This window comes from Halorubrum trapanicum, assembly GCF_017873555.1.
GTDB lineage: Archaea > Halobacteriota > Halobacteria > Halobacteriales > Haloferacaceae > Halorubrum > Halorubrum trapanicum.
The window spans coordinates 1-26,684 of sequence record NZ_JAGGKE010000011.1; the positions used below are offsets into that span (position 1 = coordinate 1).

The following is a 26,684-nucleotide window of genomic DNA, read 5'->3' on the forward strand; positions in this document are numbered from 1 at the left end:
ATCCTCTGGGAACCACGAGTCGCCGCCTGTCCATTCATACGGGAGACAACTCCCTTACAGCCCACGGACGCTGCGTCCGTGGGCTTTCTTTACGTCCAGAGCGGGCGCGCCGTCCCACACGCGACCGCTAAGCTTAAACGCTCGACAGCGGTACGTCCGATTGCGCCAAGGTGGCAGAGTCCGGTCAGACGCAGCGGCCTGCAGAGCCGCCCAACGCCGGTTCAAATCCGGCCCTTGGCTTTTGTTTCTACTCGAGATCCGATCCCGGATCGGTCTCGCGAACTGACCCGCTTAGTAACCGTTAAACACCGGGTGACCCATGCGTGAACTATGCAACGACGCGCTGTAGCCGTGTTCGTCGCGCTGTTCCTCGCCATCGCTGGCGTGGCGGGCGCGATGACCGCGACGGCCGATAGTCCGGAGATAGCGCTGGAGAACCCGGAGGTTGACGTCTCTCAGGGTGACACAATTCCCGTCGACGACGAATCGTACGTCGTGACCGATATCTCGGAGACGGAGGAGGGTGGCGGTGGCCACGGTGGCGCGGCGACGACGGTTATCTCGGGGACGCTTGAGCGTAACTTCACCACGCAAACGTCCGAAACGTGGACGAACGGGTCGACGGTCTCGGTCGGGGAGGGCGAGTGGCGTGTCGAAATCTCTGGCGAGAACGCCACCGAGTTCACGCTCGTCGAGGTGCTCGACCGGCAGGCGATCCTCGAAGCCGACGACGCGGCGGAAAACGAGACCGTAACGCTCGAGGACGGCGAGTACGTCGCGGTGACAGACGACTCCGGCGAGCGGACGCTGGTGCCCGTCGACGGGTACTTCCCCGCGCCCGAGGAACGCTCGGTCGCGACGGGCGAGACGCTCGAATACGACGGGCAGACGGTTACGGTCGACGAGGTGACGGCCGATGGCGCCGTGCTCGCGTGGGAGGTCACCGACACGGAGACAATTGAGGTCGCTCAGGAGTCGACGGTGACGCTCGGCGACACGGACTACATCGCGCACTTCCCCGACGCCTCGACGCTTCGGATGTCGACGGATATCGAGGCGTACGAGGCGCAGGTCGCCGAGATAGATCGGTTTGATCAGTACAACAGCGGTCTCTCGCGCGTGCTCATCCTCTCGGTTCTGTCGTCGATCATGCTCGCCGGAATGGCGTTCATTCCGTCGCGGTACTGATCGGCGGTCGCCCGGCTTTCCACCGACAGCCACTACTCGGCGGGACCACTACTGCGGACATGGCTTCGATGCCGGAGAAGGTGCGACAGCTCGCTCCCCACTGGGCGGTGATGTTCGTCGCCGTGTTCGTCGCGTTGGCGGTCGTCGACAGCGCTCTCGGAGGTCTCGGATTTGTGGCATCGATGGCGCTTGTGCTGGCTATCGCTTTCGGCTACCCGTTCGTCGCTCGGGCGCTCGGCGTCGCACCGCCTATCTGGCGGCGGTGACCGCATCCACCCCCATATGACCACACAGATCAAAGACCCCGTCCACGGATACATCGAACTCGCCGATCCGGTCGTCGAGCGCGTGATCGACACGTCGGCGTTTCAGCGGCTTCGGTACGTCAAACAGCTCTCGGCGACGCATCTCGTCTATCCGGCGGCCAATCACACGCGGTTCGAACACAGCCTCGGCGTCTACCACCTCGGTCGTCGCGTCTTCGACAACCTCCGAGAGGAGCCGTACTTCACCCGGGAGACGTCGCCGGAGACGTTAGACGAGATTCAGTCCACGCTGGAGTGTGCGTGTCTGCTCCACGACGTGGGTCATCCCCCGTTTTCGCACGTTTGTGAACGGTTCCTCGATCCGGAGGGGCTTCGGGACCGACTCGCCGCGCGCGGCTTCGTCGCGTCGCTCCGGGAGGCCGGACTCGGCGAAACCCCGATTCGCGAGGCAAGTCCGCACGAACTTCTGGGTTGCCTGTTGATACTCGACCGCTTCGGCGACGCGCTCCGGTCGCTGTCGGTCGACCCGGAGGAGGTGTGCGCGTACGTCCTGGGATACAGTTTGGTGTACGAACGCGGGGGACCGTGGCAGCACGGACTCGGCGCACAGCTGCTTCACTCGCCGGTCGACGTCGACCGCCTCGACTACATCTCCCGGGACAACTGGATGACGGGCGCGAACGTGTTGAACTTCGACACCGACCGCATGGTCGACGCCTACACGGCCCACCCCGACGAGGGGCTCGCGCTCTCGGAGAAGGCGCTCTCGACGCTCGGAAACTACCTCGAGGGCCGGATCGCGCTGTACATGTGGGTGACGCAACACCACAAGTCGGTGTACGCGAACGCGCTGCTCCGCGATCTCACCGAGCGGGCGGCCGCGTTGACGGGCGACCCGCCGGTGACGGTGGACGGTATCCTCGACGAGGAGATCGACGACAACACGGTCGCCGAGCGGCTGCGCCGACTCGCGCGGGACCGACCGGACACCACGTTCGCGACGCTGTACGACCGGTACCGCTCGCGGCGGTTCCCGACGACCTGCTGGAAACACCGGATCGCTTACGCGGACCGGATCGACGTCGACCGCGAGGCGTTCGGCGAGTGGCTCGTTTCGGGCGACGACCGCCTCGAACGCGAGCTCGCGGACGAACTGGGCGTCCCGGTTCACGACGTGTGGATCGAGCGGTCGTACGTTCCCGAGTACGAGCCCTCTGAACTGGCCGACATCCCGATCGCCTACGGGGGAACGACGCGGTCGGCCGGCGACTGGGGGCTGTACGGCGACCGCGCGTTCGACAGCCCGATCCCGTTCGTCTACGTCCCGGACGGGAACAGAAAGCGCGCGACCCGGTGGCTCGTCGAGCGGTTCCGGGCGGAGTACGGCGGCTGAACGCGCCGATCGAGGTCGGAACCGATAACATCGGTGTCAGCCGGTCACGCTCCCGTCCCGTTCGCTTTTATACGGATCGGTCGCCTCCGTACTGGTATGAGCGACGAGAACCCGGCTCCGGTCACGTCGGAGCGTCCGGACGCACCGTTCCACACCAGCGGCACCGATCACATCACTGTCTGGGGGAGCAACGAGGAGGACACGCTCGCGTTCTACCGCGATCTGCTCGGGATGCCGCTCGTGTTGCGGCAGCCGAACCTCGACGACCCCTCGCAGACGCACCTCTTCTTCGACACCGGCGACGGTCGGATCCTCACGGTGTTCGTGAGCGACGAGCGGGCGTCCACGCGCGGGCAGCGCATCAACACCGGTGCCGTCCACCACCTGTGTTTCAGCGTCGAGCCGGACGAGTACGAGGATATCATGGCCGCGCTCGAAGAGGCGGGGAAGGGGTACAACGTGTTCGACCGCGGCATCTTCCACTCGATTTACACCCAGGACAACAACGGACTTGTCATCGAGCTGTCGGCCGACAAGTACGAGATCCCGGACGGCCGCAAGGGCGAGGTGCTCGCGACCGCACAGCGCCTCCGCGAGGAGGACGGGGCCGACTTCGCGCAGGACCGGCACATGGAGGGCGCCCTCGAAGCGCTGGGTCTCCCGGTGAACAAACACGATCTCCCCGACGCCGACGCCGGCGTGGGGGTCTGAGATGGCCGGCCGGTCTCCGGGGTCGCACGCGGGCGACGACCCGCACGGCGACGAGCCGCTGGTCACGGCCGGAACGCCGCTCGACGACGCCGACGCTGCGCTCGTGCTCGTTCACGGCCGCGGCGCGACCGCCCGCAGCGTCGTCGATCTTGGCGAGCAGCTCGCCGGCGACGTCGCGGTCGCCCTGTTGGCACCGGCGGCCGCGGGCAACACCTGGTACCCGAACTCGTTCCTCTCGCCGGTCGCGGACAACGAGCCGGGGCGGACCTCCGGACTCCGGGCGGTCGGCGGTGCGGTCGACCGCGCGGTCGACGCCGGGATCGCTCGCGACCGCGTCCTCGTCGGCGGCTTCTCGCAGGGCGCCTGTCTCGCGAGCGAGTTCGTCGGCCGGAACCCGACCCGGTACGGCGGACTCGCCGTCTTCAGCGGCGGGCTGATCGGGGAGTCGATCGACGTCGACGACTACCTCGCGGACGCGACCGACGACGATGGGAAGAGGTCGACGGACGGCGACGCGGGTCCCCTCGCCGGCACGCCCGCGTTCATCGGCTGTAGCGACGTCGACCCGCACATTCCCGAAGAGCGGGTCCACGAGACCACCGCGGTGCTGGAGGCGCTCGGCGCCGACGTGGACGAGCGGATCTACGACGGGATGGGCCACGGGATCAACGACGACGAGGTCGCGGCGGTGTCGGCGATGGTCGCGGACCTCGCGTAAGCCCGCGCGCCGTCGGAAAACCGGAACCATCGGCCCCGGAGCGCACTCTTTTGCGGGACGCGGACGCAGGACCCGTGTGACGTTCAGCATCTGCGTTCGCGAGCGGTACACCGGCGAGGACGGCGGCGACCAGACTCGGTTCGGCGTGGCGGTGACCACCCGCCTGCCGGGCGTGGGAACCCTCTGCCCGTTCGCGTCGTCCGACGGTGCGGTGGCGACCCAGTCGCTCGTCAACGTCGAGTTGGGACGGAAGGGGATCGAGTACCTCGGCGACGGGCTGGCGGTCGACGACGCGCTGGAGGCCCTCTTGAACGCCGACGAGGGGAGCGCCCAGCGCCAGCTCCACGGCGTCGACGCCGACGGGACGTTCGCGTTCTCCGGCGACGAGTGTAACGACTGGTACGGCCACCGGGAGGGCCAGAACTACACCGTCGCGGGCAACCTCCTGACCGGTGAGGACGTGATAGCGGACACCGCGGCCGCCTACGAGTCGGACGCGCACGGCGACGCGCCGCTCGCCGAGCGGCTGATCGACGCGCTCGCGGCGGGCCACGCCGCGGGCGGCGACAAGCGCGAGGATCTGGAAGTCCAGTCCGCGGCGCTGATCGTGTGTAACACCGAGGAGGAGACCGACGACCCGTACTACAACGACCTCCGCGTCGACGCGAGCGAGACGCCCGTGGCCGACCTCCGCGAGACGTACGAGACCGCCAAGCGCGGCTACGAGACGATCTTAGAGAAGTACGCCGAGGATGCGGAAGACGGAGGGGCGGAGCAGGCGACCGAGGGCGAGACTGAAGGGGACGGGGAGTAGCGACCGCGGACGACGGCGAACCCCTACAGCGACAGCCGCGCGAGGATCGGCAGGTGATCGGAGGGGTACCGCCCCCGGTCGTCGCGGTCCGCGAGCGTTCCGAACGCCTCGACCGAGAGTTCGGGCGAGACGAGCGCGTGGTCGATCCGGCGCCCGTCGATGAGTCGCGAGAAGTCGGTGAGGCTCGTCGACGGTCCGTGTCGGAGGTCGGCGGCGGTCGCGGCGTCGCGGAGCGCGACGCGGTCCTCGGTCGGTGTCCCGGCGGCGTTTCCGTCGGTTTCGGGGTCGTCACCGACGAGGATCTGATGCGGATCCGACCCCGGCGTACAGTTGAGGTCGCCGACGAGGACGACCGGCGTCGATCCGTCGGATTCGGTCTCGCTTTCGCCCGCTGTCTCCGGGATCCGCTCGCGGAGCAGGCGGGCGCCCTCGCGCCGCGCGCGGGCGCTCACGTGGTCGAAGTGCGTGTTGACGACGCGGAGCGCGGTGTCGCCGTCGACGTCGCGCACCCGTGCCCACGTCGCGATCCGCGGGTGGGCGGCGCCCCAGTCGGTCGAGGGCTCCTCGGGAGTTTCCGAGAGCCAGAACGTGTCGCTGTCGAGGACCTCGAAGCGGTCGCTCCGCACCGCGATCGGGCACCCCTCTCCCTTCCCGCCCTCCTCGCGGCCGCGTCCGACGAACTCGTACGCCGGGAGCCGCTCGCGGAGGTCGTCGCGTTGGGCCGGTAGCGGCTCCTGAAAGGCGGCGACGTCGGGTCGGTGAAATCGGACGAGTCGCCCGACCGCGTCGCGCCGGTCGTGCCAGGCGTCGTGGTGATCGCCGCGGTTGGCGTAGCGGACGTTGTAGCTTACCACCCGGATCGCGGTCATTACGTCGGGCGTCTCGGGCGAGGCGATTAAAAGGAGCGGAGCAATCGCGGAGACGATCGGGATGGTGTCGACGAGTACAGTGTCGATACCTCGATCGATCGTTTATAAATAGACGTTACTGCGTCGACGGTGAACACCGCCAAAGCCCCAGCCGCGAGGACTCGCGCGGCTCGCTGTGCTCCTCGCTCAGTCGCTCGCGCTCCTTCGCTGCGGTGCTTGCGTCGTCACCAGAACGCTTCGCGTTCTGGTTGGCTCACGAGAGCGAAGCTCTCGTGAACGCCGTGCTTCGTCCTCGCGACTGCCCCTTTGAGTCCCACCCCGCACGGCACAGCACCACACACCTCCCCAGCCTCGTCGGTGGTCCTCCGCTTCGCTCCGGACCACCGACTCCAGCGAGGGACCGAAGGTCCCTCTGGCAGCCGGCGCGTAGCGCCGGCGACCTCGCGCGTGCTGTCTCGCGGCCGCCAAGGGCGGCCGCTCGCAGGCACGCGCCACCGCGGCACTATTTATAAATAGCAGTCGCCGTCTTCGTTCGCGCGCTCACACCGAGAACTCGTAGAGGTCGTCGCCGACGTGGTGGATCGACTCGACGACCTTCCCGCTGTCCCCGACCATCTCGTCGCCGTCGACCAGCGCGCGGCCGACCGCCAGCACCTTCCCGTGAGACTCCTCGGCGATCACGACCAGATCGCTCTCGCGGATCGCCTCGTCGGCCTCGACGATGCCCGGGCGCATCACGTCGGCGCCGTCGGAGACGAACGAGACCGCGCCCGCGTCGACCGTGACGACGCCCGTCTCCGGGTCGAAGTCGTTCGCGCCCCGGACGGTGAGGAACGGCTCGTCGTCGTCGACGTAGAAGACGGCGGGGTCGCCGTCGACCAGGACGAGTTCGTAGCCGGCGTCGACGAACTCCACGAACTCGAACGTGTCGCCGTCGATGTCGACCCCGAGGTGGTCGGCGACCGCCTCGCGGATCGCCGTGATCTCGTCGCTCCGGAGGTGGTGCCGCGATTTCACTTCCATGGGGGTCCCGTCGACCGCTCGGCCGATAAATGGACCGCTCCGCGGCGTGGCGCGTCGTCCGGTCCCCGCCGTCGGGGGTCTCACGCGGTTGGATCGATCAAAACGGCCTTATGCCACCTCTCCATATCGGTTCGTATGCTTAATCCGCTCATTGCGAACGTCGCGAACCCGCCCGCGATCGTGCTCGCGGCGGTCGCGACGCTGCTCGTCGTTCTCGTCACCTCGGTGAGAGGAACGGGGTGGGAACCCACGACCGACATCTCCGAGGAAGTGCTCGAACGCCGCGCGGCCGCGGTCCCGGAGACGGAGTTCCCGGAGCCGGGCAACCGCGCGATCGGCGGCGGTGGCGGCGGTGGCGCCATTCCGGCCGGCGGCGACGGCGAGGAGGGCGAACTCGAAGAGGGCGGGACCGCCAGCTCCGGTCCCGGCGACATCCCCGAAGACGAGGTGGAGTACTTCGAGGTCGAGTTCGTCAAGCAGGGCGAGACGGTCGAGCTCTCGAACGACCAGCCCATCCTCGAGCAGGGCGAAGACGAGGGATGGGACCTCCCGTACGCCTGCCGGCAGGGCCAGTGCGTCTCCTGTGCGGGGCGGATCGCGGACGGCCCGTCCGAGGACTTCGTCGAACACGACAACCAGCAGATGCTCGAGGAGGCGGAAATCGACGACGGCTACACGCTCACCTGCGTCGCCTACCCGCGCGACTCCTTCAGCATCGAGACCGGCGAGGCGCCGTAACCCGCCGGATCTCGTCTCCCCGTCGCACCCCCTCCCGCCCCTTCTCTCCCCGCGGTCGCTCGCGACACCCTTTTTCGCGTCTCGCTCCAACCGCTCGTATGTCCGTCACCACGGCGCTCGTCGCCGGCGGCGGGGGTGTCGCCGTCGCGCTGATCGCCGCGGCCGTCTACCGCGACGCTCTCCGCGTCGGCGTCGACCTCGGCTCGCCGGCGACCTGGGCCGCGCTCGTCGTCCTCACCGGCGGCGCGAGCCTCGTCACCCTGATCCTCGTCCCCGACGCGCCCCTGCCCGGCGTCCTCGTGTTGACCGCGCTCGGTCCCCTCCTCTACCTGCTCGAACGCGACGACTCGATGAACGGTGACGACGCGGCCGACCCCACCCGGCTCCCGAGCCAGTCCGGCGAGTCGACCGACCGGAGCGACGATAGCGATCGATAGCGACCCGGGGACGAGCGCGACCGATAGCGACCCGGAGACGACCTCGACTGATCGCGGTCCCTCCCGGCTCCGTTTCGTCTCATCGACGATGACACAGTTCCTTTCGATTCCGCAGCCGACTCCTAAACCGCAACTTTCCATACCGTCGGCGCTGTATGGGAGGTAATGAGCGACGAGAGCGACGAAAGCCTCGCGGACCGAGTCGAGCGGTGGATGGTCGGACAGATGCCGATCATCCAGATGCACGGCGGCACGAGCGTCGTGCGCGAGGCGGACCCCGAGACGGGCGAGGTCGTCGTCGAACTCGGCGGCACCTGCTCCGGCTGCGGCATCTCGAACATCACCGCCGACAACATTCGCCGCGACCTCATCATGGACTTCGACGAGGTCGACAACGTGACGGTCCGAACCGCCTCCTCCGGCGATCAGGGCGCCTCCACCGTCGAGGGCGGCCGCGGCGGCGAACTCAAACACGAGACCGAGTCCGCGAACCACTTCTGAACGCGGCGGGGTCGTTCCAGCCGCTACAACGCCTTCTCTAACGCCGACGCGACGCTCCGCGCCTTCTCGGCGAGCGGCTCGGGGGTGTGGCCCGCCGCGACCGACTCGTCTAAGGCGTCGTCGTCGACGCGCTCGACCCGACCGTCCGGCCGTTTCACCACGTCGACGTGGAGGTCCACGTAGCGGGCCGCGTCCGGGAACACCTCCACCGGCGTACAGACGTTGACGTACGTCCCGCGGACGGTCCCGTCGCGGCCGCGGTACGTCGTCGGGTACCACCAGCGGCCCTCCTTCAGGCTCGTCTCGGCGACGTCGCCCGCCTCGCGGGCGACCCCCAGCCCGTCGTAGCTTCCGCCGCCGGTCATCTCACGCTCGACGGTGACGGTCCCGTCGACGTCGACCGCCGTGACCGTCCCCTCGCCGAGGGTGATCAGCCGCCCGTCCGGCTTCCCGTGGTCGATCCGGAGCGCGTCGCCCTCGCGCGGGCCGAACGCGTCGGCCACGACCGCGAACGGGAACTCGGCGTCGGGGTCGGGGTCGCAGAGCGCCTCTGCGAGGTCGACCCCGCCCGAGGCGTCGGCCGACCCCGCCTTCACGCGGTGGTGGCCCGGCATCGTCGCGGTCGCGGTCCGGCGCGCGTCGTCGAGTCCGGACCGGCTCTCGCGGCCGAACCAGGCCCAGACGCCGGCGTTGGGCACGGCGACCGGCGCGTCGCGGAGCCGGCTCCGGTCGTCGAGGACGCCGAGTCCCGCTCCGTCGCTCTCGCCGTCGCCTCCGGCCGCTCCGGTCCCCTCCTCCGACTCTGTCGCCGCGCGCAGCTCCTCGGCGGCCGCGACCGCCGCGTCGAGTCCGGCGGTCAGCGCCTCCGTGTCGGCGTCGACGGCCGAGGGTTGCCACACCGCTCGCCACCCCGCCGGCGGTTCGAGGTCGAGCAGGTCGAGCATCCCCGACAGTTCTCGCGCGGCCTCGTCGTTGCGCGCGTCGACCCGCGTCCCCGACCCCGGTTCGAGCGCGACGAGGTCGCCGCCGACCCGCAGTTCCCCGGCGAGTTCGGGGCGGCGATCGGTCCACGGCGCCGCCGACTCGCGCACCTGGGTCCGGACCGGATCCCCGGACTCTATCCGGGCGTCGACGTCGCCGTACGGGAGGTACCCCTCGGCGGCGGCGCCGTCGCCGACGCGGAGGTCGACGACGGCGCCGCCGCCGAGGGTCTCCGTCACCTCGCCGTCGAGGACGGCGCCGGGCGGGGTCGGGTCCGGCCACGCGAGCGCGTCGCGGCCCGCGCCGGTCAGGACCTCGCGGACCGCGTCGACCGCATCCGGGTCGCCGTGTGCGCCGACGCCCTGACGGTCCGCGCTCGTCCCGACCCGGACGTCCGGCGGCTCGGTTCCGAACGCGGCGTCGAAGCGCCGCCGGATCGGCGGCGAGGCGTCGACGACCTCGTGGCCCGAATCGAGCAGGCGCGCGGTGAGCGCCGTCGCGTAGATACCGCGGACGCGGGCTCGCGGCATCGTCAGAGGTCCTCGCGCTCGCGCGCGAACCGAACCCGGTCGTTCACCGTGTCGCCGAGTGAGAGTTCGACGACGACCGGATCGTCGCCGTCCTCGCTCGCTCGGAGGATTCGACCGCCCTCGACGGGGACGCCCCACCCGTCGAGCGAGAGGTAGCCGCGGAGGTCGCTCCCGTGGGTGAACAGGTCGACGTCGGCGGTCGCGTGCTCTTGGATCGCCGTCGCGCTGTGGGCCGGCTCCATGTCCGAGTAGTAGGGACCGTCGCCGTCGAAGAACGCCCGGAGGCGGTCCGCGTCGCGGGCGACGAGTTCGGCGGCGCGGTCCGAGGCGTCGGCGACGGCGTCCGCGTCCAGTCCGGCCTCTCGGAGGGCCTGCTGGACCCGTGGATCGAAGTGCATACCCCGCCTTCGGCCGCCGCCGTTTCAATCCTGTCGGCCGCGTCGCGGTCGTGTCGTTCCGCCCCTCACCACGTCCGCCTCCCGGATACCGCCCATCAATTAAGTCACCGGGGGGGCAATCGGCTCGCATGCCATCCGAGGAGGACCCAATCGCGTCCCGGGCCGACGACGACCGCGACCTCTACGACGTCGCGACCTGGGAGGAGCGGACTTCCCTCGACGGGCTGTCGGTCGCGCTGTACTGGCTGCTCACGCGCTCGGCGAAGGCCGGGATCGTCCTCGTCGCGCTCGTCGGGCTTCTCGCGATCCTCGGCTCGTTCGGGTTGGGGCTGCTGTTCGACCCGACCATCGCGATCCTCCTCGGTCTCTCCGTGATCCCCGCGCTCGGTCTGGCCGCCTACGTGTACGTCTCGGACGTCACGACCGCCGAGCCGCTGTCGCTGCTGGTGGCGACGTTCCTGCTGTCGATCCTCACCGCGACGTTCGCGGCGATACTGAACAGCCTGCTCCAGCCGTACTTCCAGCCGTTCGGCTTCCTCGGGCTCGTCGTCTTCTTCTTCGTCGTCGTCGGTCCGATAGAGGAGTCGGTGAAGCTGCTCGCGGTGCGGCTGTACGCCTACACCGACGCCCGGTTCGACGCGGTCATCGACGGCGCCGTCTACGGCGCCATCGCGGGTCTCGGCTTCGTCGTCATCGAGAACTTCGTGTACATCGCCCAGAACGTCGACCTCGCGGAGCTGACGGTCGGTATCGCGGCGCTCGGCGCCGGCGACGGCATCGCGGCGCTCCGGGCGCTCGCGGGACCGGGTCACGTCATCTACTCGGCGTTCGCGGGCTACTACTTGGGGCTGGCGAAGTTCAACCCGGAGCACCGCGGCCCGATCATCGTCAAGGGGCTCGTCCTCGCGGCGGCGATCCACGCGTTGTACAACACGCTCGTCGGCCCGGTGACGGCCGTCGCCTCGCAGCTGCTCGGTCTCCCGCAGGTCCTCGCGCTGTTCGGGTTCGTCCTCGTCTTCCAGGGCGCGTTCGGCTACGTGCTCCTCCGCAAGATCCGGCGGTACCGCGACACGTACCTCGAGACGCGCGACGCGGTCGATCCCGAGGTCGAGCCGGAGCTAACCGAGTTCGAGCAGTAGCCCGCGAAACTCACCGCTCCGGTCTCCCGCCCGTCAGGGCGGACTCTCGACCCGCGAGCGGTCGCCCGTCCCGCCCGTCAGCGCGCTCGCGAGGGCGCCCTTCACGACCACCTCGTCGCCGAGGTCGGTGAGCCGCACCTCCGGGACGTTGATGAACACCATCTCGGGGAGCTTCTCGCGGATCGGGTCGAGGACGCGCTTGGGGTTGTTGAGCGCGACCGCGCCGCCGACGCTCACGACCAGCGGGGCGTACGCGTGGATGACGTTGGAGATCCCCATGGCGTTCCAGTGGGCGACCTGATCTATCACGTGGTCGGCGAACGTGTCCTCGCCCGCCGCCTCGAACACGTCGACCGCGGAGAAGTCGGGGTCCTCGACCGGCAGGCTCGTCTCTATCGGGTCCTCCTCGTACAGTTCGCGGGCGTACTTCGGGATGTTGTTCCCCGAGCAGTACCCCTCCCAGTGGCCGTCCAGCCCGCAGCCGCAGGTCATGAACCCGTGCGGGTCGACGGTCATGTGGCCGACCTCGCCGGCGTTGCCGTCCCACCCCGAGAGCACGTTGCCGTCGACGGCGACGCCGGCGCCGATCCCCGAGGAGATGGTGAGATACACCATGTCGTCGGGGTTGCGTTCGGAGTGGAACCGCTCGCCGATGACGCCCGCGATGGTGTCGTTGTGGAGGTACACCTCGTCGGTGTCGAGCAGCCGGCCGACCGGGCCGACGAGCGGGATGCGCTCGACGGTGTCCGGGAGGTTCGCGGGACCCTGGACGATCCCCTCCGCCAGGTCGAGCGGGCCGATAGAGCCGATCCCGGCCGCGACCGCCTCGCTGGGTGCGATCCCCGCGTCCGCGCTGGCCGCTCGAATCACCTCCAAGACGGCCTCCGTGACGGCGATTCCGTTCGGTCCCCGCGGGGTGTCTCGCGACGCGGAGCCGAGGATCGCCGCGGTCTCGTCGCCGACGACCGCCCGGACGTTCGTCGCCCCGAGATCGACGCCCACGTAGTACATCGGGTGTAAGGGCGGACCCGTCTCACTTAAGCGGGACGCTTCGCGCGGTCGAGCGGGAATAAAAACGAGCCGTCTCCAGCGAAATCGCGTTACGAGGCGGTCTCGCGGACGAACGTTACCGGACACGGCGCCGAGAGCATGACCTTCTGCGCCGCGCTGCCGAAGACGGCCTTCCCGGTCGGCGAGCGGCGCCGACCGCCGACGACGACGCGGTCGGCTCCGAGGCCTTCGGCGGTCTCGACGACCTCGTCCGCGAGGTCGCCGACCGCGCCGCGGACCGAGTGTCGCACGCCGGCCGCGGAGAGGATCTCCGAGAGCTCTCGGGTGGTCCTGTGTCGTTCCGCGACCGCGTCGGGCGTCGAGTTCTCGCCGTCCGCGTCGAAGCCGAGCTTCGCGCGGGTCTCGTCGAACTCCTCCTCGCCGAACACGTGGGTCAACACGACTTCGGCGTCCGCCGGCTCCGCGAGCGCGATGATCTCCTCTGCGAGCCGCTCGGTGCGTTTCTCGTCTTCGGTGCCGACCGCCAGTACAACCGTTTCGATGCTCATACACGCCTTTCGCCTCCGACCGAGTTAAGTGTAGCGGAGTTTTAACTCAAATCCGAATAAACATTTAATCGATCGATCCTGACACTCTCACGGCCGCGAGGCTCCGGTTCCGACGGCTGCCGGTCGGACGAGCGAGGCGCTACGGGCGCTCCGAACGGCTCTCGACGAGAGAAGGGCGGCTCCGGCGGCGGGCGGATCAGTAGTCGGGCGCGTCGTCCTCGACTTCGCGCTTCAGCGAGTCGCGGCGGGACTTCGCGTCGCGGCCGGTCGCCGCCAGTAAGAACTCGTTTTTCGCGTCGACGGCGTCCGCGGCGGCGTCGGCGTTCCCCTCGGCGATGACTTCCTCGGCGGGCCGCTCCTCGAAGTGGACCGCCAGCTTGTCCTTCTTGCTCCCGTACTCGGCGGCGCCCGCGACGATTCGCTCGAACACCGGGTTGTCGGGGTCCTCGACGACGTACAGCTCGTGGCCGTCGTACTCCTCGGTGTCCGTGACATCGCCGAAGTACTCCTCGATGGAACCTTTCAGGTCCGGCATCCGGTCGTCCAGATGCTCGCCGCGGCGCATCTTGTACTGCTTCATGCCGCGACCGTTCGACAGGCCGGCGTAAACCAGTTTCGTCACGGCCGCTCGGCCGCCGACGCGGCCTTTTACCGGATTACCGGCCGATCGTCGGACTATCGGGGCCGCTCGTCGACGTACCCGCGCTTACACTCCGGACAGATGTCTCCCGCGCGCATGGAGCTGCCGTCCGCGGCTCGGACCATACCGCACTCCGGACAGTAGTACTCCGTCGGCTCGTCTCCGCCCGCCGTCTCCAGGTCGGGACTCTCCCCGCGGGTGATCCCCGTTCCGCCCTCACCGCCCGCGTCGAACGCCACGGCCTCCGCGTCGTCCGGCGCTTCGACGTACTCCGTCTCCGCCGACTCCCCGTCTCGCCCCGCCGCGGCCTCCGGGGTGAGTCCGCCGCCGAACTCCACGTCGGCCTCGCCGCCCTCGCCGACCTCCGCGCTGAACCCCTCGTCTTCGCCCCCGTTGTCGGGCCACGCGGCCCGCTCGTCGGCGTCGGCGTCCGCCTCGTCGACCGACGGCCACGCCCCTCGTTCCCGGTCGCCGGCCGACTCCCCGTCCTCGTCGAGGATCACGCCGTCGTCGCTCTCCGCGTCCGGTTCGGCGCTCGACGCGGACTCCGGTTCGGCGTCGGTCGCGGGCGACCCGCCGGACGCCGACCCTTCGCCCGCGTCCAAAAGCTCGGTGTCCTCGTCCGCTCGGCTCGGTCCCGTCGACGCCGACTCGCCCGCGGCGTCCGGACCATCCGCCGGTCCCGTCGGGGTCTCGACCTCCCCCGGATCCGGCCCGGCGTCGGCCGTTTCGGTCCCCTCGTCGCCAGACGGTCCGTCGTCGATGATTACCGCGTCGTCGGTCCCGGCTCCCGGCTCCTCGTCGAGCGTCACCCCGTCACCGGCGCCCGCGGCCTCGTCCGCGTCGCCGCGTCCCGGCGCCGCGCCGACGCCCGCGGTCCCATCGGCGTCGACCGCGGCTTCGCCCTCACCCGGAGCCGCCGGTCCCCCCGCGGTCCCGCGGTCACCCTCGCCCGCCGGGTCGGTCTCGCCGGTCGCGTTCGCGGCGGCCTCGTCGGCCAGTTGCTCCATCGTCGTCACCTCGGTATTCTCGCTGACGATCTGCGTCTCGCCGCAGCGAGCGCAGGTCTTCACCTCCTTGACGGTCGTGACGACCTCGTCGCCGTCCTCCTCGCGTTCCCGCTGGAGTTCGGGTTCGCCGAAGTCGTGTCCGAGCAGACACCTGAGTCCCATTGTGCCACCCTGCGGTTCCGAGGGTAAAAAACGCCCCGTCGGCGTCCGACGCTCGGCACACGACCGTTATCGCGGGACGGCGCCGGTCGAGCGCCCGGTTCGGTCGTCGCGGCCCGCGGACACAGGCTCTTTGTGGATCGCTCTCGTACCGTGTATCCACATGCCTACCGTATCCTATCAGGGCGAGGAAATCGAGTGCGAGAAGGGCACCGTCTTACGCGACGTGCTCAAGGAGGCCGGTCTCTCCGTCTACAACGGCAAGATGGAGCAGCTCAACTGTCGGGGAAGCGGGTCGTGCGGCTCCTGTGCGGTTCAGGTCGACGGCGAGGTCAGCGAGCCGGGCAAAAAGGAGCGCGCCCGCCTCTGGTTCCCGCCGCACCACCCGAACCACGACGTTCGCCTCGCCTGTCAGACGAAAGTCGAGGGCGACGTCGAGGTGACGAAGGGCCGCGGTCTCTTCGGGCAGCACATCTGAGCGCGGCCGCTCCCGTCGATTTTGTAGGTCCACCGCGAACGCCGTCCACGCGACGGGCGGCACACGCGGCAAGCGGAGCGCTGGTCGGTGATAAAATACGGCCGCGGCGGACGCGAAGCCCGTGACGCGGACGAAAACGTTTGGTACCGTGTGTCAGAGTCGCGTTCGGCGTCAGCCGGACCGACCCACCTTTCGGATCGGCTTACTGCCGAACGACGTTAGTCGCGCGGGGGCCCTTCTCGGAGGACTCGATGTCGAACTCGAGCTCCTGGCCCTCTTCGAGGTCCGGGCCGCCGACGTCTTCCATGTGGAAGAACACGTCGTCGTCCGCGTCGTCAGTCTCGATAAATCCGTAGCCGCCAGTGTCGTTGAAGAAATCAACCTTTCCGGTCGCCATTGCGATTACAGCGAGGCGCCGGCCGGGCATAAGGATTGCGAGTGTACAGTTACCACGTCTCTCTGCGGACGTTCTTCTTCGAAAAGCCCCGGTTATGGGGAATTACATTGACCGTACGACGAATTTCCAATGCTATCCCGACCGATACGTCGGCTTCTCTGACTACCCCTCCGACACTGACGTTTATCCTTCCGGCCGCGAAAGCGCCGTGCGTGTCTCGCACGTCTCGCGCGGCCGGTCCCGCCCTCTCCCTCCGAGAGAACGGTCCCGCGCTGCTGGTCCCGGCGGCGTGGGGCGTCGCCGCGGGGGCGGTCCTCGGCGTCGTCTCCGCGCACGCGCTGTTCGTCGCGCACGTCGTCATGAGCCTCCTGCTCGTCGCCTTCGTCGTCGCCTCGTGGCGCGACATGGCCACGGGCGTCCTCCGCGCGTGGAAGTTGGTGATCCTCGCGGGGACGCCGGTCACGCTCGCGGGCGTCGCCGGGCTCCTCGCGCGCGACGGGACCGTGCCGGCGCTCGCGGCCGCGGTCCCGGCCGACGCGCTCCTCGCCGTCGCCTTCTACGGGTGGATGCTGCTGCCCGCGCCCGCGTTCGTCTACACGGGCCTGCGCGACCCGGAAGTCCCGCGCTCGACGGTCCACCACGCCGCGGCCGCGTGTTCGGTCGCCGGTGCCGTCGTCGCCGCGCTCGCGGCCTCCGCGACCGGCGTCGTCACCGGGGTCGCGCTTGTCGGTATCGGCCAGACTGCGGGGATCCTCGCGGCGACCGCCCTGTACTCGCTCCCCGAATGACCGACGCTGACACCTACGACTGCGGGACGTGCGGCGCGAGCGTCGCCGCCGCGGACGCCCGCCGCTCCGAACCGTTCGGCGACCTCGACGCCGACACGTGGCAGACGCTGAACTGCCCGCACTGCGGCGACCGGCTCGCGACCGTCTTCGTCGGCGACGAGTGAGTCGGGGTCGCCGCCCGAACCTACCACTCCCACGGGCCGTGCTGACTCCCCACATTATCTACGTGTTCGCCCCGTAGTGGTCCCATGGTCGACGTCGGCACGCTCTCCCTCGTCGCGACCGGCGCGCTGCTGCTCTTCGCGCTGGCCGTCGGGATTCGGGTCCTCGCCGGGATCTTCCGGGATGGCCGCGAGCGAAGCCGCAAGCGACGCGAGGGTGAGATCGACCGCTACACCGAGGACCCCGTCTACGACCGCGACCCGCCGGATCCGGACGCCGACGGAGCGGCGCCCGCTACCTGTCCGCAGTGCGGCGCGGAGAACGCGTCCGAGTTCGCCTACTGCCGCGAGTGCGCGGCGCCGCTGGGGCCGAATCCGTGACCGCTCCGATATCTGTGTTCGCGGAACCGGTCTCTCTTGAATATCTGAACTATACAAAATTATTTGAGTCGTACGGTACAACGTCCGGTCGAATGGCCGAATCGAACTCCGAACCGTGGACGGTGCACATGAGCGGGCGTGAGCGCGTCCGGCACGTCGCGGAGCTGTTGGACGAGCCGACGCCGGTACAGGAAATCGCAGACCGGGCGGACGTCTCGCGCGCGACGGCCGACGATGAACTCCGTCGACTGGAGAGCGACGACTGGGTGACTGAGACGACCGTCGACGGGACGAAAGCCTACGACCTGAACCCCGTGCGGATGCTCTTCGACGAGGTGACGGACCTGATTGAATCCCACTCGCGTGAGGAACTGGAGCGTCGACTCACGGGGCTGAAGGCGGAACAGGAAGAGCTGGCGGCGGAGTACGACGTCGGCTCACTCGACGAGTTCCGGGAACGCCTCGCTGACGAGGAGCTCTCGGCCGCGGAACTCCGCGAGCGTCGCAACGCGATCGCCACGTGGGAGGCGATCAACACGGAACTCGGGCTCGTGAAACACGCCCTCCAGCTGTACGATGACGTTCTCGAACTCGCCTCGCCGCGGACTGACTCTCCCTCGACGCTCGCCTAATGGTCGTTTTTCTCGCTGACCGGACGAACCTACAGAGCAAGCGGCTCCACGGCCGCATCGGGAACCGGCTCAACGGCAAGTTCGACAACGTCCGACGGAGACGTGCCGAGCCGCGCGAAGCGGGCCCGTACCGTGTCGTCGCCGACGTGAATCCGCGGCAGTTCTTGGACGACGACGAGTACCCGGTGACGGCTGCGCGGATCGAGATCGGGTTTCAATTGCACACTGGTGAGCCGCACGAGTACTACTGGTTCAACTGGATCGAGCCGGACCGAAGTCTGTTGGTGGGTTGGCATCAGGACGACACGCACGATGACCTCGGTCCGATCCATCTGCAGGTCAACGACGGTGCGACGCCCGTCGCGCACGAACCGGCGGGGTTCATCGACTCACATCCGCTGGACGTCGTCGAGCGACGCCTCGACTCGCTTCGAGATGCCGTCCTCACGGTCGAGTGGGACCGGGAACGCCCCGTCGGTCTCGATCTCGCTGCGCTCCCGAACGGGTAGGTCCGGTGGGGTCCGCACGGCGTCGTTTTCTCAACGTTCGCTCCGCTCACCGTCTCGAAATATGCCGCCTCCCCGATTTGAACTCGCCGAGACGCTCGCCCTCGCCCCGCTCGCGCTCGCGACTCGTCTGCTCAAATCGGGTCGGGAGCATTTTCGCTGCTCACGACTCGGTCGCTGCGCTCCCTGTAGGTTCGCAGGAAAATGCCGCCTCCCCGATTTGAACGGGGGACAGCTCGATCTTCAGTCGAGTGCTCTCCCAGTCTGAGCTAAGGCGGCTCGCACTCGCACCAACGCCGATTCGAGACAAAAGGATTTCGAAAGGCCGCGGGCGGACGCCGCCGGTCGACGTCTCGCCCCGCCCGCGTCGCTCGAATCCGGGTCGCGCGGTCCGGGACCGCTCCTCGGTATCGGACGATATCCCCGCCGAGAAGGTCGCCGAGGCGATCCGCGAGCGACGCGCCTGACCGCCCGGCGAGGACGACCCGGCGCTTCACCGCCCGAGGTGTGACGTTTTTATGCGCCCGCGGCGAACCGAGTGGCAAATGGATCGAGTACGCGCGCCCGGGTCCGGGCGAGGTGATGTCGGTGGGTGCTGACGGCGATTCCGTCTCCGAGTCGGACGCCCCGACCGAAGCGAGCGCCGACGCCCCGGTCGTCGCCGGCTTCTTCTCCGGCTGCGGCGGTCTCGACCTGGGCTTCGAGCGGGCCGGCTTCGACGTGGCCCTCGGGAGCGACCAGTGGGAGCCGGCCGCCGAGACCTACCGCCGCAACTTCTCCGACGTGGAGTTCATCGAGGAGGACGTCCGCGAGCTCGACGCCCCGGCGATCCGCGCCGCCGTCGAGCGCGCCGGCCACGACCCCGACGGGATCGACGTGGTGATCGGCGGGCCGCCCTGTCAGGGGTTCAGCCGGCTCAACAACGAGCAGATCGAGCTGGACGAGATGGAGAAGGACCGCCGGAACACCCTCTTCGAGGAGTTCCTCCGGGTCGTCTCCGTCCTCGAACCGCAGCTCGTGTTGATGGAGAACGTCCGCGACCTGATCAACCGCCAGACCAGCGACGACCGGTACGTGAAGGACCTCATCGTCGACGAGTTCGCGGCCCACGGCTACAAGTGCGAGTACCGGGTGCTGGAGGCCGAACAGTACGGCGTCCCCCAGAAGCGCCGCCGGATCTTCTTCATGGGCACCGACCGCGACGTGCCGATCCGGTTCCCCGAGCCGACGACCCCCGAGGGGCACTGGCGCACCGCGGGCGAGGCGCTCGCGGACGCGAGCGACGACCTCCCGAACATGACGTACGCGAACACCCAAGAGAAGACGCTCGAACGCATCCGCCACGTTCCCCCGGGCGGCTACTACCGCGACCTCCCCGACCGGCTGAAGACGAAGAAGTACCAGTGCGACTGCGAGGACACCGACACCTGCCCGCACGAGCCGGAGATCGTCAAGCGCTACGGCACGTACCTCCGCCGGCTCCACCCCGACGAGCCGTCGCTGACGGTGAGCACGAACGTCTTCATCCACCCGAGCGAGGACCGATACCTCACGCCCCGCGAGATGGCGCGGCTCCAGACGTTTCCCGACGACTTCGCGTTCGAGGGGACGAAGACCGACGTGCTGAAACAGATCGGCAACGCGGTCCCCGTCCGACTCGGCGAGGAACTGGCGACCCAGCTCTTAGAGTACTTCCCCGAGATTCGGGACGCGCCCCCCGCCGACCCCGACGTGTACGAACAGCAGTCGCTGACTGACTTGGCTTGAGACGTTTAAATATCGTTGCGGGCGTCGTCAACGGTCGACGGTGTGGAAAAGGCTTCTAACGCCTCTGTCGCTCGCTTATAATTGGTCGACCGCGGATCGAGCGAGACTACCTCCAAAGCCCCAGCCGCGAGGGCGGCGCACACTCGTTGCGCTCCTCGCTCGCGTTGCTCGCTGCGGTGCTTACCTCGTCTGCGCCGCCCTCGCGGCTGCCCCTTTGAGTCCCACCCCGCTCCGCACAGCACCGCACCTCTTACCTCCCCAGCCTCGTCAGTCGCCTCCGCTTTGCTCCGGCGACTGACTCCCTCGCGCGCGCTGCTCGGCCGCGACGCGGCCTCGCAGGCACGCGCCGCCGCCCATCAGTTTATAAGCAGTCGCTGCCGTCGTTCACCACTGTTTATAAGATATATGTCATGTCATTCTATAGCGCCCCAATCGACCGTTAGAATGGGGCCGCTGAGAGTCGAACTCAGGTCCACTGCACCCAAGGCAGCGAGGATACCACTACCCCACGGCCCCGCGCCTATACGTACCCGCATCGACCGCTAAAGGGTTTCGTTGCGCTCCGCGCCGCGGTCGACCGCAGCCGCCCTCACTCCTCGTCGTCGCGCCGTTCGAGGTCGGCGACGATGTCGTAGGGGTCGGTCCCCTTCCGGACCGAATCGAGGATGAAGAACGCCTCGTCGGGGGCGAGGAAGTGTCTGGTGACCCCGCGGCCGAGCGGCGTGGGTTCGAAGCCGTCGATGAAGTTCCACTCCAGCAGCTTCCCGAGCGCGTGCTTGGTGGGAACTTCGCCGATCATGCGGTCGTTGAGGCGCTTGGCCTTCTTGCCGGCCACGACGACGTTCGCGAGCGTCTCCTCGGCGGCCGCGGTCTCGTCGTAGTGGGTCGCCACGTCCTCCATCTCGCCTTTCAGCAGGGTGAACGCCACCTCGTCTTCCGTGCGGTCCATCGAGCCGTGGTAGACGCCGTCCGGCTCGACGAGGAGGTAGACGCGGCCGCGGTCGTGGTAGTCCGGGCGGCCGGCCCGGCCGAGCATCTGGGAGAACTCCTGGACCGAGAGCCACTCGATCCCCATCGCCAGCGAGTCGAAGATCACCTGCGAGGCGGGGAAGTCGACCCCGGCCGCCAGCGCCGCGGTGGTGACGACCGCCGAGAGGTCCTGGTTCCCGAACATGCGCTCGACCTTCTTCCGCCGGCCGTAGTCGAGTCCGGCGTGGTACGGCGCGGAGTCGTACCGGAGCTTCCGGCTGATCTCGTGGCAGCGCCGCCGCGAGTTCGTGAAGATGATCGTCTGCCCGCGGTACCCCTTCGACGATTTCGTGTCGAACTCGCGTTTCACGAGCTTGTCGGCGATCTGCGCCTTCTCCCGGCTGTCCGCGAACGTGACGTGGCGCTCGATGGGGACGGGGCGCTCCTCGTACTCGATGAGCGTCGCCCGGAGGCGCTCCGCGAGCCACTCGGGGTTCCCGACCGTCGCCGAGAGGTAGACGAACTGCGTGCCGTCGTACCCCGCGTGCGTCTCCATCCGGTTCTCGCTGTAGTACTTCAGCCGCGAGATGAGGCCGTCGAGGCGGTGGCCGCGCTCGCCCTCCTTCAACGTGTGGACCTCGTCGATGACGACCGTTCCCACGTCGCCCAGGTCCTTCCCGGTCCGGAGCGCGTGGTCGATCCCCTCGTAGGTCCCGACGATCACGTCGGCGTGCGGGTCGAAGCGGTTGCCGTCGTCGTTCACCCGCGAGGAGCCGACGCGGATGGAGACGTCCAGCAGGTCGCCGTAGCGGTCCTCGAAGTCCTCGTGCTTCTGGTTGGCGAGCGCGACGAGCGGGACCAAGAAGAGCAGCTTCCCGTCCCCCTTCAGCGCGCGGTCGATCCCCGTCAGCTCGCCGACGAGCGTCTTCCCGGTCGCGGTCGCGCTCACGACGAGCTGGTCGTTCCCGTCGAGCAGGCCGTTCCGCACGGAGAGGCTCTGGACCGGGAGCAGCTCCTCGAACCTGCCTTGGAGGTGCGAAGAGAGGTCCGGGTGGAGGTCGAGGTCCTCGGTCCGGACCGGCGAGACGTCGTCGACGTTCGCCGACACCTCGTCGTACTTCGTGAGGTCGGGGTCGAGCCCGCCCTGAAGGAGGCTCACGATCCGGTCCAAGTCGCCCGACTCGTACAGCAGCTCTTCGAGGCGCTCCTCGGCCGCGCCCGTGAACTCGCCTTTGTACGACAGCTCCCGCTCCAGCTCCCGGCGGGCGCAGTCCCGGCAGATCAGCTCGCCGTTGTGTTCGATCGCGTCCTCCGAGGTGATCGGCCCGTACCGCCCGTCGCTCGCGCAGCGCCGGCAGGTCCGGACCGCCGTCGCCTCCAGCTGGTAGCCGTCGAGCATCTCCTTCAGCCGCGTCCGGTTCTCGGGGGTGGTCTGCTCGGAGATGCGGATGCGGTCGGCCGCCCGCGCGAGGTCGACGAACTCGTCGGGCTGACGCGGGTGGTCCTCGCCGTCGCGGATCACCCGGAACTTCCCCGGGCGCGGGCCGGCGGCGGTCTCCTTGAGCTCGAGCCGCCCGCGGAGCACGCGGTTGCCGTCGCGGTTCGCCACGACGGTGTAGTCGCTCCGCGACTCGTGGAGGAACAGCGTCTCGACCTCGGCCAGCTGCTGTGACACTGCCCGTCGGTACGCGAGGTAGGTATTTCAGGAGTTCGGCTCGGGGGTCGGTACCAGCGCGGCGCGCGCCACGTGCGCGGCGCCGCGGCTACGCGGAGCGGTCGCGCGGAGAAGGACCCGCCTCGCGGACGGGGACGCGGTCGGTCGCTACGAGACGAGCAGCTCTTCGCCGCGGTCGACCGTGATCCGGCACGGCGGGGAGAGCTTGTTGTACGCGCGGCGGAACGCCTCCTTCACGACGGACGCCTGCTCGACGTCGCAGTACGCGGTGAAGACCACGTCGTCCTTGTTGAGTCGCGCGGCGGTGCCGACCGGCTTGCCGAACGCCTGCCGCATCCCGTCGGAGACGCGGTCCGCGCCGGCGCCGGTCGCCTGCTTGTTCTCCCGGATGACCTGGTGGGGGAACTTGCGGAGGGTCATCTTGTAGTTGCCCTCGCCCAGCTCCTTGATCAGGTGGCGGTTCGCCGAGAGGCGCGCGCTCTCTAAGGAGCCGTGTCGCACCTGAAGCTCCTCCTCGACGCGGAGGCTGATCTGGACGGGGTAGTCGTCCGGCTCCGCGGAGAGGTCGCCCATGTTGTGCTGGGCGATCTTCGAGCCGGGGATGCCCGTGATGTACTCGCGGCGGGTGTACGACGGCTTGTCGATCGTCCGATACATAGAGGCGGGTTTGTCAGACATGGCTACTTGTCCGATGTAGCCGCCGCTGCGGCGATAAAGCCTTCGATAGCGAGGCGTCTTCGTCGGCTCGTTCGGCGCCAGCGCCGGCGCTCCGCCGGATCGAGACCCGCGTTGACACGCCGCTCGCATCACTCCGCCGGGGTCGGTTCGAGCGCGACGTGGTCGAACCTGCGGTCCGCGAGCCGCTCCGCGGCCCGGTCGGTGACCGACGGCGCGACGAGGATTCCGCGGACTGCGGGGGCGTCCTCGGCATCGCTCTCGTCATCGACTCCCAACTCCTCCTTGAGCGCCCGCACGTACCGCGCGAGCTGCCCGACCGCGTCCGGGCCGACGCGGCGGCGCTTCAGTTCGACGACGACCGGGGTGTCGTCGGCGTCGACGCCGAAGATGTCCATCGGGCCGGCGCTGGAGGGGCGTTCGGTTTCCCGGGGTTCGAACCCGGTCTCGACGAGGTCGGGGCGTTCCAGAATTCGGGTCCGGAGGTCCTCCTCGCTCCCGTGGAGTTCGAGGTCGCGGCCGCCCGTCACGGCCATCGCGGAGAGCTGGTGAACTCGCTCGAAGCGGACCGTCAGCGTCTCGTCGGGGTTGTCTCTGGTCGAGCGCACGCGGAGCCGCCCCTCGCGCACCGCGGCGTGATGCTCCGATCCCGGCGGCTGCCAGTTGACGGGCTGGCGCCCCTCGTCGGTGTGGACGAGGGCGGCGCCGTCGGGCTTCAACACGAGCAGTCGGTCGCCGGCGCCGAGGTCGGAGGCGGCGCGACCCTCGTAGCTGACCGTACAGCGGCCGAACACGCTGACGAGGTCGCCGCGCTCGAAGGCGTCCTCCAGCTCCCAGAGGGCTTCGCGGTGGCTCGGGTCGTGGACGCTCGTGACTGTCACTACTACTCGTATGTGATTGTCGCTCAAAAAGGGCGCGAGGGAGAGGTGTGTGGAGGTGGTCGGGTATACGTCGTTGTTGTCGACGATGGTGGAGCGCGCTACGGGATCGATGCTGCTGTCGACCGCTTATAAACCGTTCCTGCCGACGACTCGGTGAACTCCTCCAAAGCCCCAGCCGGCGAGGCGAGCGCACGCTCACTGCGGTCCTCAGTCGGTCGCTAGCGCTCCCTCCTTGCGGTCCTTGTGTCGCCTGCGCTCGCCTCGCCGGCTGCCCCTTTGAGTCCCACCCGACCGCACCGCCTCACACCTCCCCAGCCTCGTCGCTCGCACCTCGCACCGCTCGCGACTCCCTCGCGCGTGCGACTCGCGCCCTTCGGGCGCTCGTCGGCACGCGCCACTGTACTTCTACTTATAGAGACTAGAAGGCGAATACACCCGCCTTCGGGCGGGTGATGAAGCCGACATGGTGGGAAGCAATCCACTAGTCGAATGTCTCTACCGAGTTTCACAGACGGAGATTTAACCGACAGGCCGCTCTATACGGAGCTAGGAATCGGTCGGAACGGAGCGGATTCCGAACCGTCCTTCGGAGGCGGCCTGTCCGCCCGCGTAACGAGGCAGTATCTGAAAGGGCAGTAGGTGAACGCTACATCCTCGAAGGGTGTGTCTGTGCCGACTGCTCAAAGCAAACTAGACGATACCCCCAAGTTCGTTGATGCTTGCCGGCGTCCCCCTGGCAAAAACAACACTGGGACGCCGTACACGGTCGAGAATAGGGGTAACGGCCAGTTGGCATGGCCAGCAGTCCACCAGTCCGACACTGTGGGACTACCCGTGCCCGAAAGGTCTGGTAGTCAACTGACTGAACTGTAAACCTGAAACACCCACCGCTCGGGATTCCTCCGCGTTTACGCGGAGGAGGATGTCAAAAAAGGCGCTGCTGCGTTACGTCCCGTGTTCCCAGCTGCCCATGTACTCGCGCTGCTCGTCGGTGAGCTCGTCGTACTCGACCCCCTCGGCGGCGAGCTTGATATCCGCGACCTCGCGGTCGAGCTCGTCGGGCACGTCGTGGACGCCGGCGTCGTACGCGTCGCCGTTGTCGGCCAGTTCGCGGACGACGACCGCCTGGACGCCGAAGCTCTGGTCCATCACCTCGACCGGGTGGCCGAGCGAGATGGGCGCGGCGAGGTTGACCAGCCGCCCCTCCGCGATGACGTTCAGGACGCGGCCGTCGGGCATCTCGAACCCCTCCACGCCGTCGCGGACCTCGTAGCGGTCGACCGCGAGGTCGTCGAGGTGATCGAGGTTCACTTCGACGTCGAAGTGGCCGGCGTTCGCGAGCAGCACGCCGTCGTTCATCTCCTCGAAGTGCTCGCGGGTGATCACGTCGCGGTTGCCCGTCGTCGTGATGAACACGTCGCCCTTCTTCGCGGCCTCCGTCATGGGGAGCACCTCGTACCCCTCCATGTGCGCTTCGAGCGCCTTCCGGGGGTCGACCTCGCAGACGATGACGTTCGCGTTCTGGCCCGAGGCCTTCTTGGCGACGCCCTTCCCGCACTGGCCGTAGCCGCCGACGACGACGTTCTTCCCGGCCCACGAGAGGTTCGTCGTCATCGCGATGGTCGCGAGCGACGACTCGCCCGTGCCGTGGACGTTGTCGAACAGCTGCTTCATCGGCGTGTCGTTCACGGCGAAGACGGGGTAGTGAAGCTCGCCGTCGGCGTCCATCGCGCGCAGGCGGTCGACGCCGGTGGTCGTCTCCTCGGCGCCGCCGATTATGGAGTCGATGAGCTCGGGGTACTCCTCGTGGACCAGCTTCACCATGTCCATCCCGTCGTCGACGGTGATGGTCGGCCCGTGCGCGATACAGGCGTGCATCGCGTCGTAGTACGCCTCGTCGTCGACGCCGCGGACCGCGTAGGAGGTGATCGACCCGTGGGCGTCGAGCGCGGCCGACACGTCGTCGTGCGTCGACAGCGGGTTACACCCGGTGATCGCGACCTCGGCGCCGCCCTCGGCGAGGAGTTCGACGAGGTTCGCCGTCTTCGCCTCGACGTGCATCGCCATCGCGACCGTCTCGCCGGCGAGCGGCTGCTCGTCGACGAACTCCTCGCGGAGCGCGTTCAGTATCGGCATGTGCTGGAGCGCCCAGTCCATCTTCCGGCGCCCCTCCTCTCGGGCCGCTTCGACGTCCGAGAGGTGCTGTGACACCGGCGGGTACGCGGTCTCGCTCATACCTCTCGGTTCGCTCACGGCGCACTAAATCCTGCCGACACCGGACCGCGCCCGCAAAAAAGCCC

At 68.6% G+C, this 26,684-nt stretch carries 30 protein-coding genes and 3 tRNA genes; 18 read left to right on the forward strand and 15 right to left on the reverse strand.

The window, feature by feature from the left end; all coding sequences use genetic code 11:
- Window positions 1–164 precede the first annotated feature (164 nt).
- From J2744_RS11870 to J2744_RS11900, 7 genes are all read left to right on the forward strand, one after another.
- Window positions 165–240 (forward strand) — tRNA-Cys (locus J2744_RS11870).
- 90 nt (window positions 241–330) lie between these two features.
- Window positions 331–1,188 carry a hypothetical protein gene (locus J2744_RS11875; protein ID WP_210113571.1) on the forward strand — a complete coding sequence of 286 codons (858 nt, stop codon included), beginning with the start codon at window positions 331–333 and terminating at the stop codon, window positions 1,186–1,188.
- A 59-nt stretch (window positions 1,189–1,247) separates the two neighbouring features.
- A complete protein-coding gene (locus J2744_RS11880; RefSeq protein ID WP_210113572.1) occupies window positions 1,248–1,454 on the forward strand; it encodes a hypothetical protein in 207 nt (68 codons plus the stop codon).
- A 16-nt stretch (window positions 1,455–1,470) separates the two neighbouring features.
- Entirely contained in the window at window positions 1,471–2,847 is a 1,377-nt protein-coding gene (locus J2744_RS11885; RefSeq protein WP_210113573.1) for an HD domain-containing protein, read from the forward strand.
- Between the two features lie 96 nt (window positions 2,848–2,943).
- Entirely contained in the window at window positions 2,944–3,558 is a 615-nt protein-coding gene (locus J2744_RS11890) for a VOC family protein (protein ID WP_210113574.1), read from the forward strand.
- Window position 3,559: 1 nt separating this feature from the next.
- Window positions 3,560–4,276 (forward strand): alpha/beta hydrolase, encoded by a 717-nt coding sequence (locus J2744_RS11895; RefSeq protein WP_210113575.1) that lies wholly within the window; start codon window positions 3,560–3,562, stop codon window positions 4,274–4,276.
- Between the two features lie 76 nt (window positions 4,277–4,352).
- A complete protein-coding gene (locus tag J2744_RS11900) occupies window positions 4,353–5,090 on the forward strand; it encodes a DUF1028 domain-containing protein (RefSeq protein ID WP_210113576.1) in 738 nt (245 codons plus the stop codon).
- 23 nt (window positions 5,091–5,113) lie between these two features.
- On the opposite strand, the gene J2744_RS11905 is transcribed toward J2744_RS11900, so the two are convergent.
- Together J2744_RS11905 and J2744_RS11910 are read right to left on the reverse strand one after the other, a co-directional pair.
- Window positions 5,114–5,959, reverse strand: coding sequence for an endonuclease/exonuclease/phosphatase family protein (locus tag J2744_RS11905; RefSeq protein ID WP_210113577.1), 846 nt, complete (start codon window positions 5,957–5,959; stop codon window positions 5,114–5,116).
- A gap of 540 nt (window positions 5,960–6,499) precedes the next feature.
- Complete coding sequence (locus J2744_RS11910) at window positions 6,500–6,982, reverse strand: RNA-binding protein (RefSeq protein WP_210113578.1); 483 nt, start codon at window positions 6,980–6,982, stop codon at window positions 6,500–6,502.
- Between the two features lie 135 nt (window positions 6,983–7,117).
- On the opposite strand from J2744_RS11910, the gene J2744_RS11915 reads away from it, so the two are divergent.
- From J2744_RS11915 to J2744_RS11925, 3 genes are all read left to right on the forward strand, one after another.
- A complete protein-coding gene (locus J2744_RS11915) occupies window positions 7,118–7,720 on the forward strand; it encodes a 2Fe-2S iron-sulfur cluster-binding protein (protein WP_210113579.1) in 603 nt (200 codons plus the stop codon).
- A gap of 98 nt (window positions 7,721–7,818) precedes the next feature.
- Entirely contained in the window at window positions 7,819–8,157 is a 339-nt protein-coding gene (locus J2744_RS11920; RefSeq protein ID WP_210113580.1) for a hypothetical protein, read from the forward strand.
- Window positions 8,158–8,322: 165 nt separating this feature from the next.
- Window positions 8,323–8,658, forward strand: a complete 336-nt coding sequence (locus J2744_RS11925; protein ID WP_149799551.1) for a NifU family protein — start codon at window positions 8,323–8,325, stop codon at window positions 8,656–8,658.
- 23 nt (window positions 8,659–8,681) lie between these two features.
- Here the strand turns inward: J2744_RS11925 and J2744_RS11930 are convergent, their stop codons facing one another.
- Together J2744_RS11930 and J2744_RS11935 are read right to left on the reverse strand one after the other, a co-directional pair.
- Window positions 8,682–10,169, reverse strand: a complete 1,488-nt coding sequence (locus J2744_RS11930) for a DUF402 domain-containing protein (RefSeq protein ID WP_210113581.1) — start codon at window positions 10,167–10,169, stop codon at window positions 8,682–8,684.
- A gap of 2 nt (window positions 10,170–10,171) precedes the next feature.
- Window positions 10,172–10,567, reverse strand: a complete 396-nt coding sequence (locus tag J2744_RS11935) for a DUF7532 family protein (RefSeq protein WP_210113582.1) — start codon at window positions 10,565–10,567, stop codon at window positions 10,172–10,174.
- Window positions 10,568–10,695: 128 nt separating this feature from the next.
- On the opposite strand from J2744_RS11935, the gene J2744_RS11940 reads away from it, so the two are divergent.
- Entirely contained in the window at window positions 10,696–11,706 is a 1,011-nt protein-coding gene (locus J2744_RS11940; protein WP_210113583.1) for a PrsW family intramembrane metalloprotease, read from the forward strand.
- 33 nt (window positions 11,707–11,739) lie between these two features.
- On the opposite strand, the gene J2744_RS11945 is transcribed toward J2744_RS11940, so the two are convergent.
- The 4 genes from J2744_RS11945 to J2744_RS11960 form a co-directional block, all read right to left on the reverse strand.
- Complete coding sequence (locus J2744_RS11945) at window positions 11,740–12,717, reverse strand: ROK family protein (RefSeq protein WP_210113584.1); 978 nt, start codon at window positions 12,715–12,717, stop codon at window positions 11,740–11,742.
- Window positions 12,718–12,806: 89 nt separating this feature from the next.
- Entirely contained in the window at window positions 12,807–13,265 is a 459-nt protein-coding gene (locus tag J2744_RS11950; protein ID WP_210113585.1) for a universal stress protein, read from the reverse strand.
- A 196-nt stretch (window positions 13,266–13,461) separates the two neighbouring features.
- Window positions 13,462–13,845 carry a DUF5611 family protein gene (locus J2744_RS11955; protein ID WP_210113586.1) on the reverse strand — a complete coding sequence of 128 codons (384 nt, stop codon included), beginning with the start codon at window positions 13,843–13,845 and terminating at the stop codon, window positions 13,462–13,464.
- A 95-nt stretch (window positions 13,846–13,940) separates the two neighbouring features.
- Complete coding sequence (locus J2744_RS11960) at window positions 13,941–15,077, reverse strand: DUF7093 family protein (RefSeq protein WP_210113587.1); 1,137 nt, start codon at window positions 15,075–15,077, stop codon at window positions 13,941–13,943.
- Window positions 15,078–15,237: 160 nt separating this feature from the next.
- Here J2744_RS11960 and J2744_RS11965 point away from each other — a divergent pair, with 160 nt between their 5' ends.
- Window positions 15,238–15,552, forward strand: a complete 315-nt coding sequence (locus J2744_RS11965; RefSeq protein ID WP_210113588.1) for a 2Fe-2S iron-sulfur cluster-binding protein — start codon at window positions 15,238–15,240, stop codon at window positions 15,550–15,552.
- 202 nt (window positions 15,553–15,754) lie between these two features.
- Here the strand turns inward: J2744_RS11965 and J2744_RS11970 are convergent, their stop codons facing one another.
- Complete coding sequence (locus J2744_RS11970) at window positions 15,755–15,949, reverse strand: cold-shock protein (RefSeq protein ID WP_004599158.1); 195 nt, start codon at window positions 15,947–15,949, stop codon at window positions 15,755–15,757.
- A gap of 185 nt (window positions 15,950–16,134) precedes the next feature.
- Here J2744_RS11970 and J2744_RS11975 point away from each other — a divergent pair, with 185 nt between their 5' ends.
- From J2744_RS11975 to J2744_RS11995, 5 genes are all read left to right on the forward strand, one after another.
- The gene (locus J2744_RS11975; RefSeq protein ID WP_210113669.1) at window positions 16,135–16,737 is read left to right on the forward strand and encodes a hypothetical protein; all 603 of its coding nucleotides are present in this window, start codon (window positions 16,135–16,137) and stop codon (window positions 16,735–16,737) included.
- Window positions 16,734–16,901, forward strand: coding sequence for a hypothetical protein (locus J2744_RS11980; protein ID WP_210113589.1), 168 nt, complete (start codon window positions 16,734–16,736; stop codon window positions 16,899–16,901). Before J2744_RS11975 ends, J2744_RS11980 begins: the two co-directional genes overlap by 4 nt.
- An 84-nt stretch (window positions 16,902–16,985) precedes the next feature.
- The gene (locus J2744_RS11985; protein WP_210113590.1) at window positions 16,986–17,279 is read left to right on the forward strand and encodes a zinc ribbon domain-containing protein; all 294 of its coding nucleotides are present in this window, start codon (window positions 16,986–16,988) and stop codon (window positions 17,277–17,279) included.
- Between the two features lie 128 nt (window positions 17,280–17,407).
- Entirely contained in the window at window positions 17,408–17,911 is a 504-nt protein-coding gene (locus J2744_RS11990; RefSeq protein WP_245203348.1) for a winged helix-turn-helix domain-containing protein, read from the forward strand.
- Complete coding sequence (locus J2744_RS11995; RefSeq protein WP_210113592.1) at window positions 17,911–18,420, forward strand: hypothetical protein; 510 nt, start codon at window positions 17,911–17,913, stop codon at window positions 18,418–18,420. Before J2744_RS11990 ends, J2744_RS11995 begins: the two co-directional genes overlap by 1 nt.
- A 202-nt stretch (window positions 18,421–18,622) precedes the next feature.
- On the opposite strand, the gene J2744_RS12000 is transcribed toward J2744_RS11995, so the two are convergent.
- Window positions 18,623–18,696 (reverse strand) — tRNA-Phe (locus J2744_RS12000).
- Window positions 18,697–18,999: 303 nt separating this feature from the next.
- Here J2744_RS12000 and J2744_RS12005 point away from each other — a divergent pair.
- On the forward strand, window positions 19,000–20,184 hold the full coding sequence (locus J2744_RS12005) for a DNA cytosine methyltransferase (protein ID WP_210113593.1): 1,185 nt from the start codon (window positions 19,000–19,002) through the stop codon (window positions 20,182–20,184).
- Between the two features lie 445 nt (window positions 20,185–20,629).
- Here the strand turns inward: J2744_RS12005 and J2744_RS12010 are convergent.
- The 5 genes from J2744_RS12010 to J2744_RS12030 form a co-directional block, all read right to left on the reverse strand.
- Window positions 20,630–20,700, reverse strand: a tRNA-Pro gene (locus J2744_RS12010).
- A 73-nt stretch (window positions 20,701–20,773) separates the two neighbouring features.
- Window positions 20,774–22,828 (reverse strand): DEAD/DEAH box helicase, encoded by a 2,055-nt coding sequence (locus tag J2744_RS12015; RefSeq protein WP_210113594.1) that lies wholly within the window; start codon window positions 22,826–22,828, stop codon window positions 20,774–20,776.
- A gap of 147 nt (window positions 22,829–22,975) precedes the next feature.
- The gene (locus J2744_RS12020; protein ID WP_210113595.1) at window positions 22,976–23,506 is read right to left on the reverse strand and encodes a 50S ribosomal protein L16; all 531 of its coding nucleotides are present in this window, start codon (window positions 23,504–23,506) and stop codon (window positions 22,976–22,978) included.
- Window positions 23,507–23,634: 128 nt separating this feature from the next.
- On the reverse strand, window positions 23,635–24,384 hold the full coding sequence (gene nucS / locus J2744_RS12025) for an endonuclease NucS (protein WP_210113596.1): 750 nt from the start codon (window positions 24,382–24,384) through the stop codon (window positions 23,635–23,637).
- Between the two features lie 945 nt (window positions 24,385–25,329).
- The gene (locus J2744_RS12030) at window positions 25,330–26,619 is read right to left on the reverse strand and encodes an adenosylhomocysteinase (protein ID WP_210113597.1); all 1,290 of its coding nucleotides are present in this window, start codon (window positions 26,617–26,619) and stop codon (window positions 25,330–25,332) included.
- Window positions 26,620–26,684 lie beyond the last annotated feature (65 nt).

What these genes read in the sequence shown, in the direction of transcription:
- J2744_RS11920 (WP_210113580.1), top strand. Translation starts at nt 7,819, where the DNA reads ATGTCCGTCACCACGGCGCTCGTCGCCGGCGGCGGGGGTGTCGCCGTC.
- J2744_RS11915 (WP_210113579.1), top strand. Translation starts at nt 7,118, where the DNA reads ATGCTTAATCCGCTCATTGCGAACGTCGCGAACCCGCCCGCGATCGTG.
- J2744_RS11895 (WP_210113575.1), top strand. Translation starts at nt 3,560, where the DNA reads ATGGCCGGCCGGTCTCCGGGGTCGCACGCGGGCGACGACCCGCACGGC.
- J2744_RS11980 (WP_210113589.1), top strand. Translation starts at nt 16,734, where the DNA reads ATGACCGACGCTGACACCTACGACTGCGGGACGTGCGGCGCGAGCGTC.
- J2744_RS11875 (WP_210113571.1), top strand. Translation starts at nt 331, where the DNA reads ATGCAACGACGCGCTGTAGCCGTGTTCGTCGCGCTGTTCCTCGCCATC.
- J2744_RS12005 (WP_210113593.1), top strand. Translation starts at nt 19,000, where the DNA reads ATGTCGGTGGGTGCTGACGGCGATTCCGTCTCCGAGTCGGACGCCCCG.
- J2744_RS12030 (WP_210113597.1), bottom strand. Translation starts at nt 26,619, where the DNA reads ATGAGCGAGACCGCGTACCCGCCGGTGTCACAGCACCTCTCGGACGTC.
- J2744_RS11970 (WP_004599158.1), bottom strand. Translation starts at nt 15,949, where the DNA reads ATGGCGACCGGAAAGGTTGATTTCTTCAACGACACTGGCGGCTACGGA.
- J2744_RS11935 (WP_210113582.1), bottom strand. Translation starts at nt 10,567, where the DNA reads ATGCACTTCGATCCACGGGTCCAGCAGGCCCTCCGAGAGGCCGGACTG.
- J2744_RS11985 (WP_210113590.1), top strand. Translation starts at nt 16,986, where the DNA reads ATGGTCGACGTCGGCACGCTCTCCCTCGTCGCGACCGGCGCGCTGCTG.
- J2744_RS11890 (WP_210113574.1), top strand. Translation starts at nt 2,944, where the DNA reads ATGAGCGACGAGAACCCGGCTCCGGTCACGTCGGAGCGTCCGGACGCA.
- J2744_RS11885 (WP_210113573.1), top strand. Translation starts at nt 1,471, where the DNA reads ATGACCACACAGATCAAAGACCCCGTCCACGGATACATCGAACTCGCC.
- J2744_RS11955 (WP_210113586.1), bottom strand. Translation starts at nt 13,845, where the DNA reads ATGAAGCAGTACAAGATGCGCCGCGGCGAGCATCTGGACGACCGGATG.
- J2744_RS11950 (WP_210113585.1), bottom strand. Translation starts at nt 13,265, where the DNA reads ATGAGCATCGAAACGGTTGTACTGGCGGTCGGCACCGAAGACGAGAAA.
- J2744_RS11910 (WP_210113578.1), bottom strand. Translation starts at nt 6,982, where the DNA reads ATGGAAGTGAAATCGCGGCACCACCTCCGGAGCGACGAGATCACGGCG.
- J2744_RS11905 (WP_210113577.1), bottom strand. Translation starts at nt 5,959, where the DNA reads ATGACCGCGATCCGGGTGGTAAGCTACAACGTCCGCTACGCCAACCGC.
- J2744_RS11940 (WP_210113583.1), top strand. Translation starts at nt 10,696, where the DNA reads ATGCCATCCGAGGAGGACCCAATCGCGTCCCGGGCCGACGACGACCGC.
- J2744_RS11945 (WP_210113584.1), bottom strand. Translation starts at nt 12,717, where the DNA reads ATGTACTACGTGGGCGTCGATCTCGGGGCGACGAACGTCCGGGCGGTC.
- J2744_RS11925 (WP_149799551.1), top strand. Translation starts at nt 8,323, where the DNA reads ATGAGCGACGAGAGCGACGAAAGCCTCGCGGACCGAGTCGAGCGGTGG.
- J2744_RS11990 (WP_245203348.1), top strand. Translation starts at nt 17,408, where the DNA reads ATGAGCGGGCGTGAGCGCGTCCGGCACGTCGCGGAGCTGTTGGACGAG.
- J2744_RS11880 (WP_210113572.1), top strand. Translation starts at nt 1,248, where the DNA reads ATGGCTTCGATGCCGGAGAAGGTGCGACAGCTCGCTCCCCACTGGGCG.
- J2744_RS12020 (WP_210113595.1), bottom strand. Translation starts at nt 23,506, where the DNA reads ATGTCTGACAAACCCGCCTCTATGTATCGGACGATCGACAAGCCGTCG.
- J2744_RS11930 (WP_210113581.1), bottom strand. Translation starts at nt 10,169, where the DNA reads ATGCCGCGAGCCCGCGTCCGCGGTATCTACGCGACGGCGCTCACCGCG.
- J2744_RS11995 (WP_210113592.1), top strand. Translation starts at nt 17,911, where the DNA reads ATGGTCGTTTTTCTCGCTGACCGGACGAACCTACAGAGCAAGCGGCTC.
- J2744_RS11965 (WP_210113588.1), top strand. Translation starts at nt 15,238, where the DNA reads ATGCCTACCGTATCCTATCAGGGCGAGGAAATCGAGTGCGAGAAGGGC.
- J2744_RS11960 (WP_210113587.1), bottom strand. Translation starts at nt 15,077, where the DNA reads ATGGGACTCAGGTGTCTGCTCGGACACGACTTCGGCGAACCCGAACTC.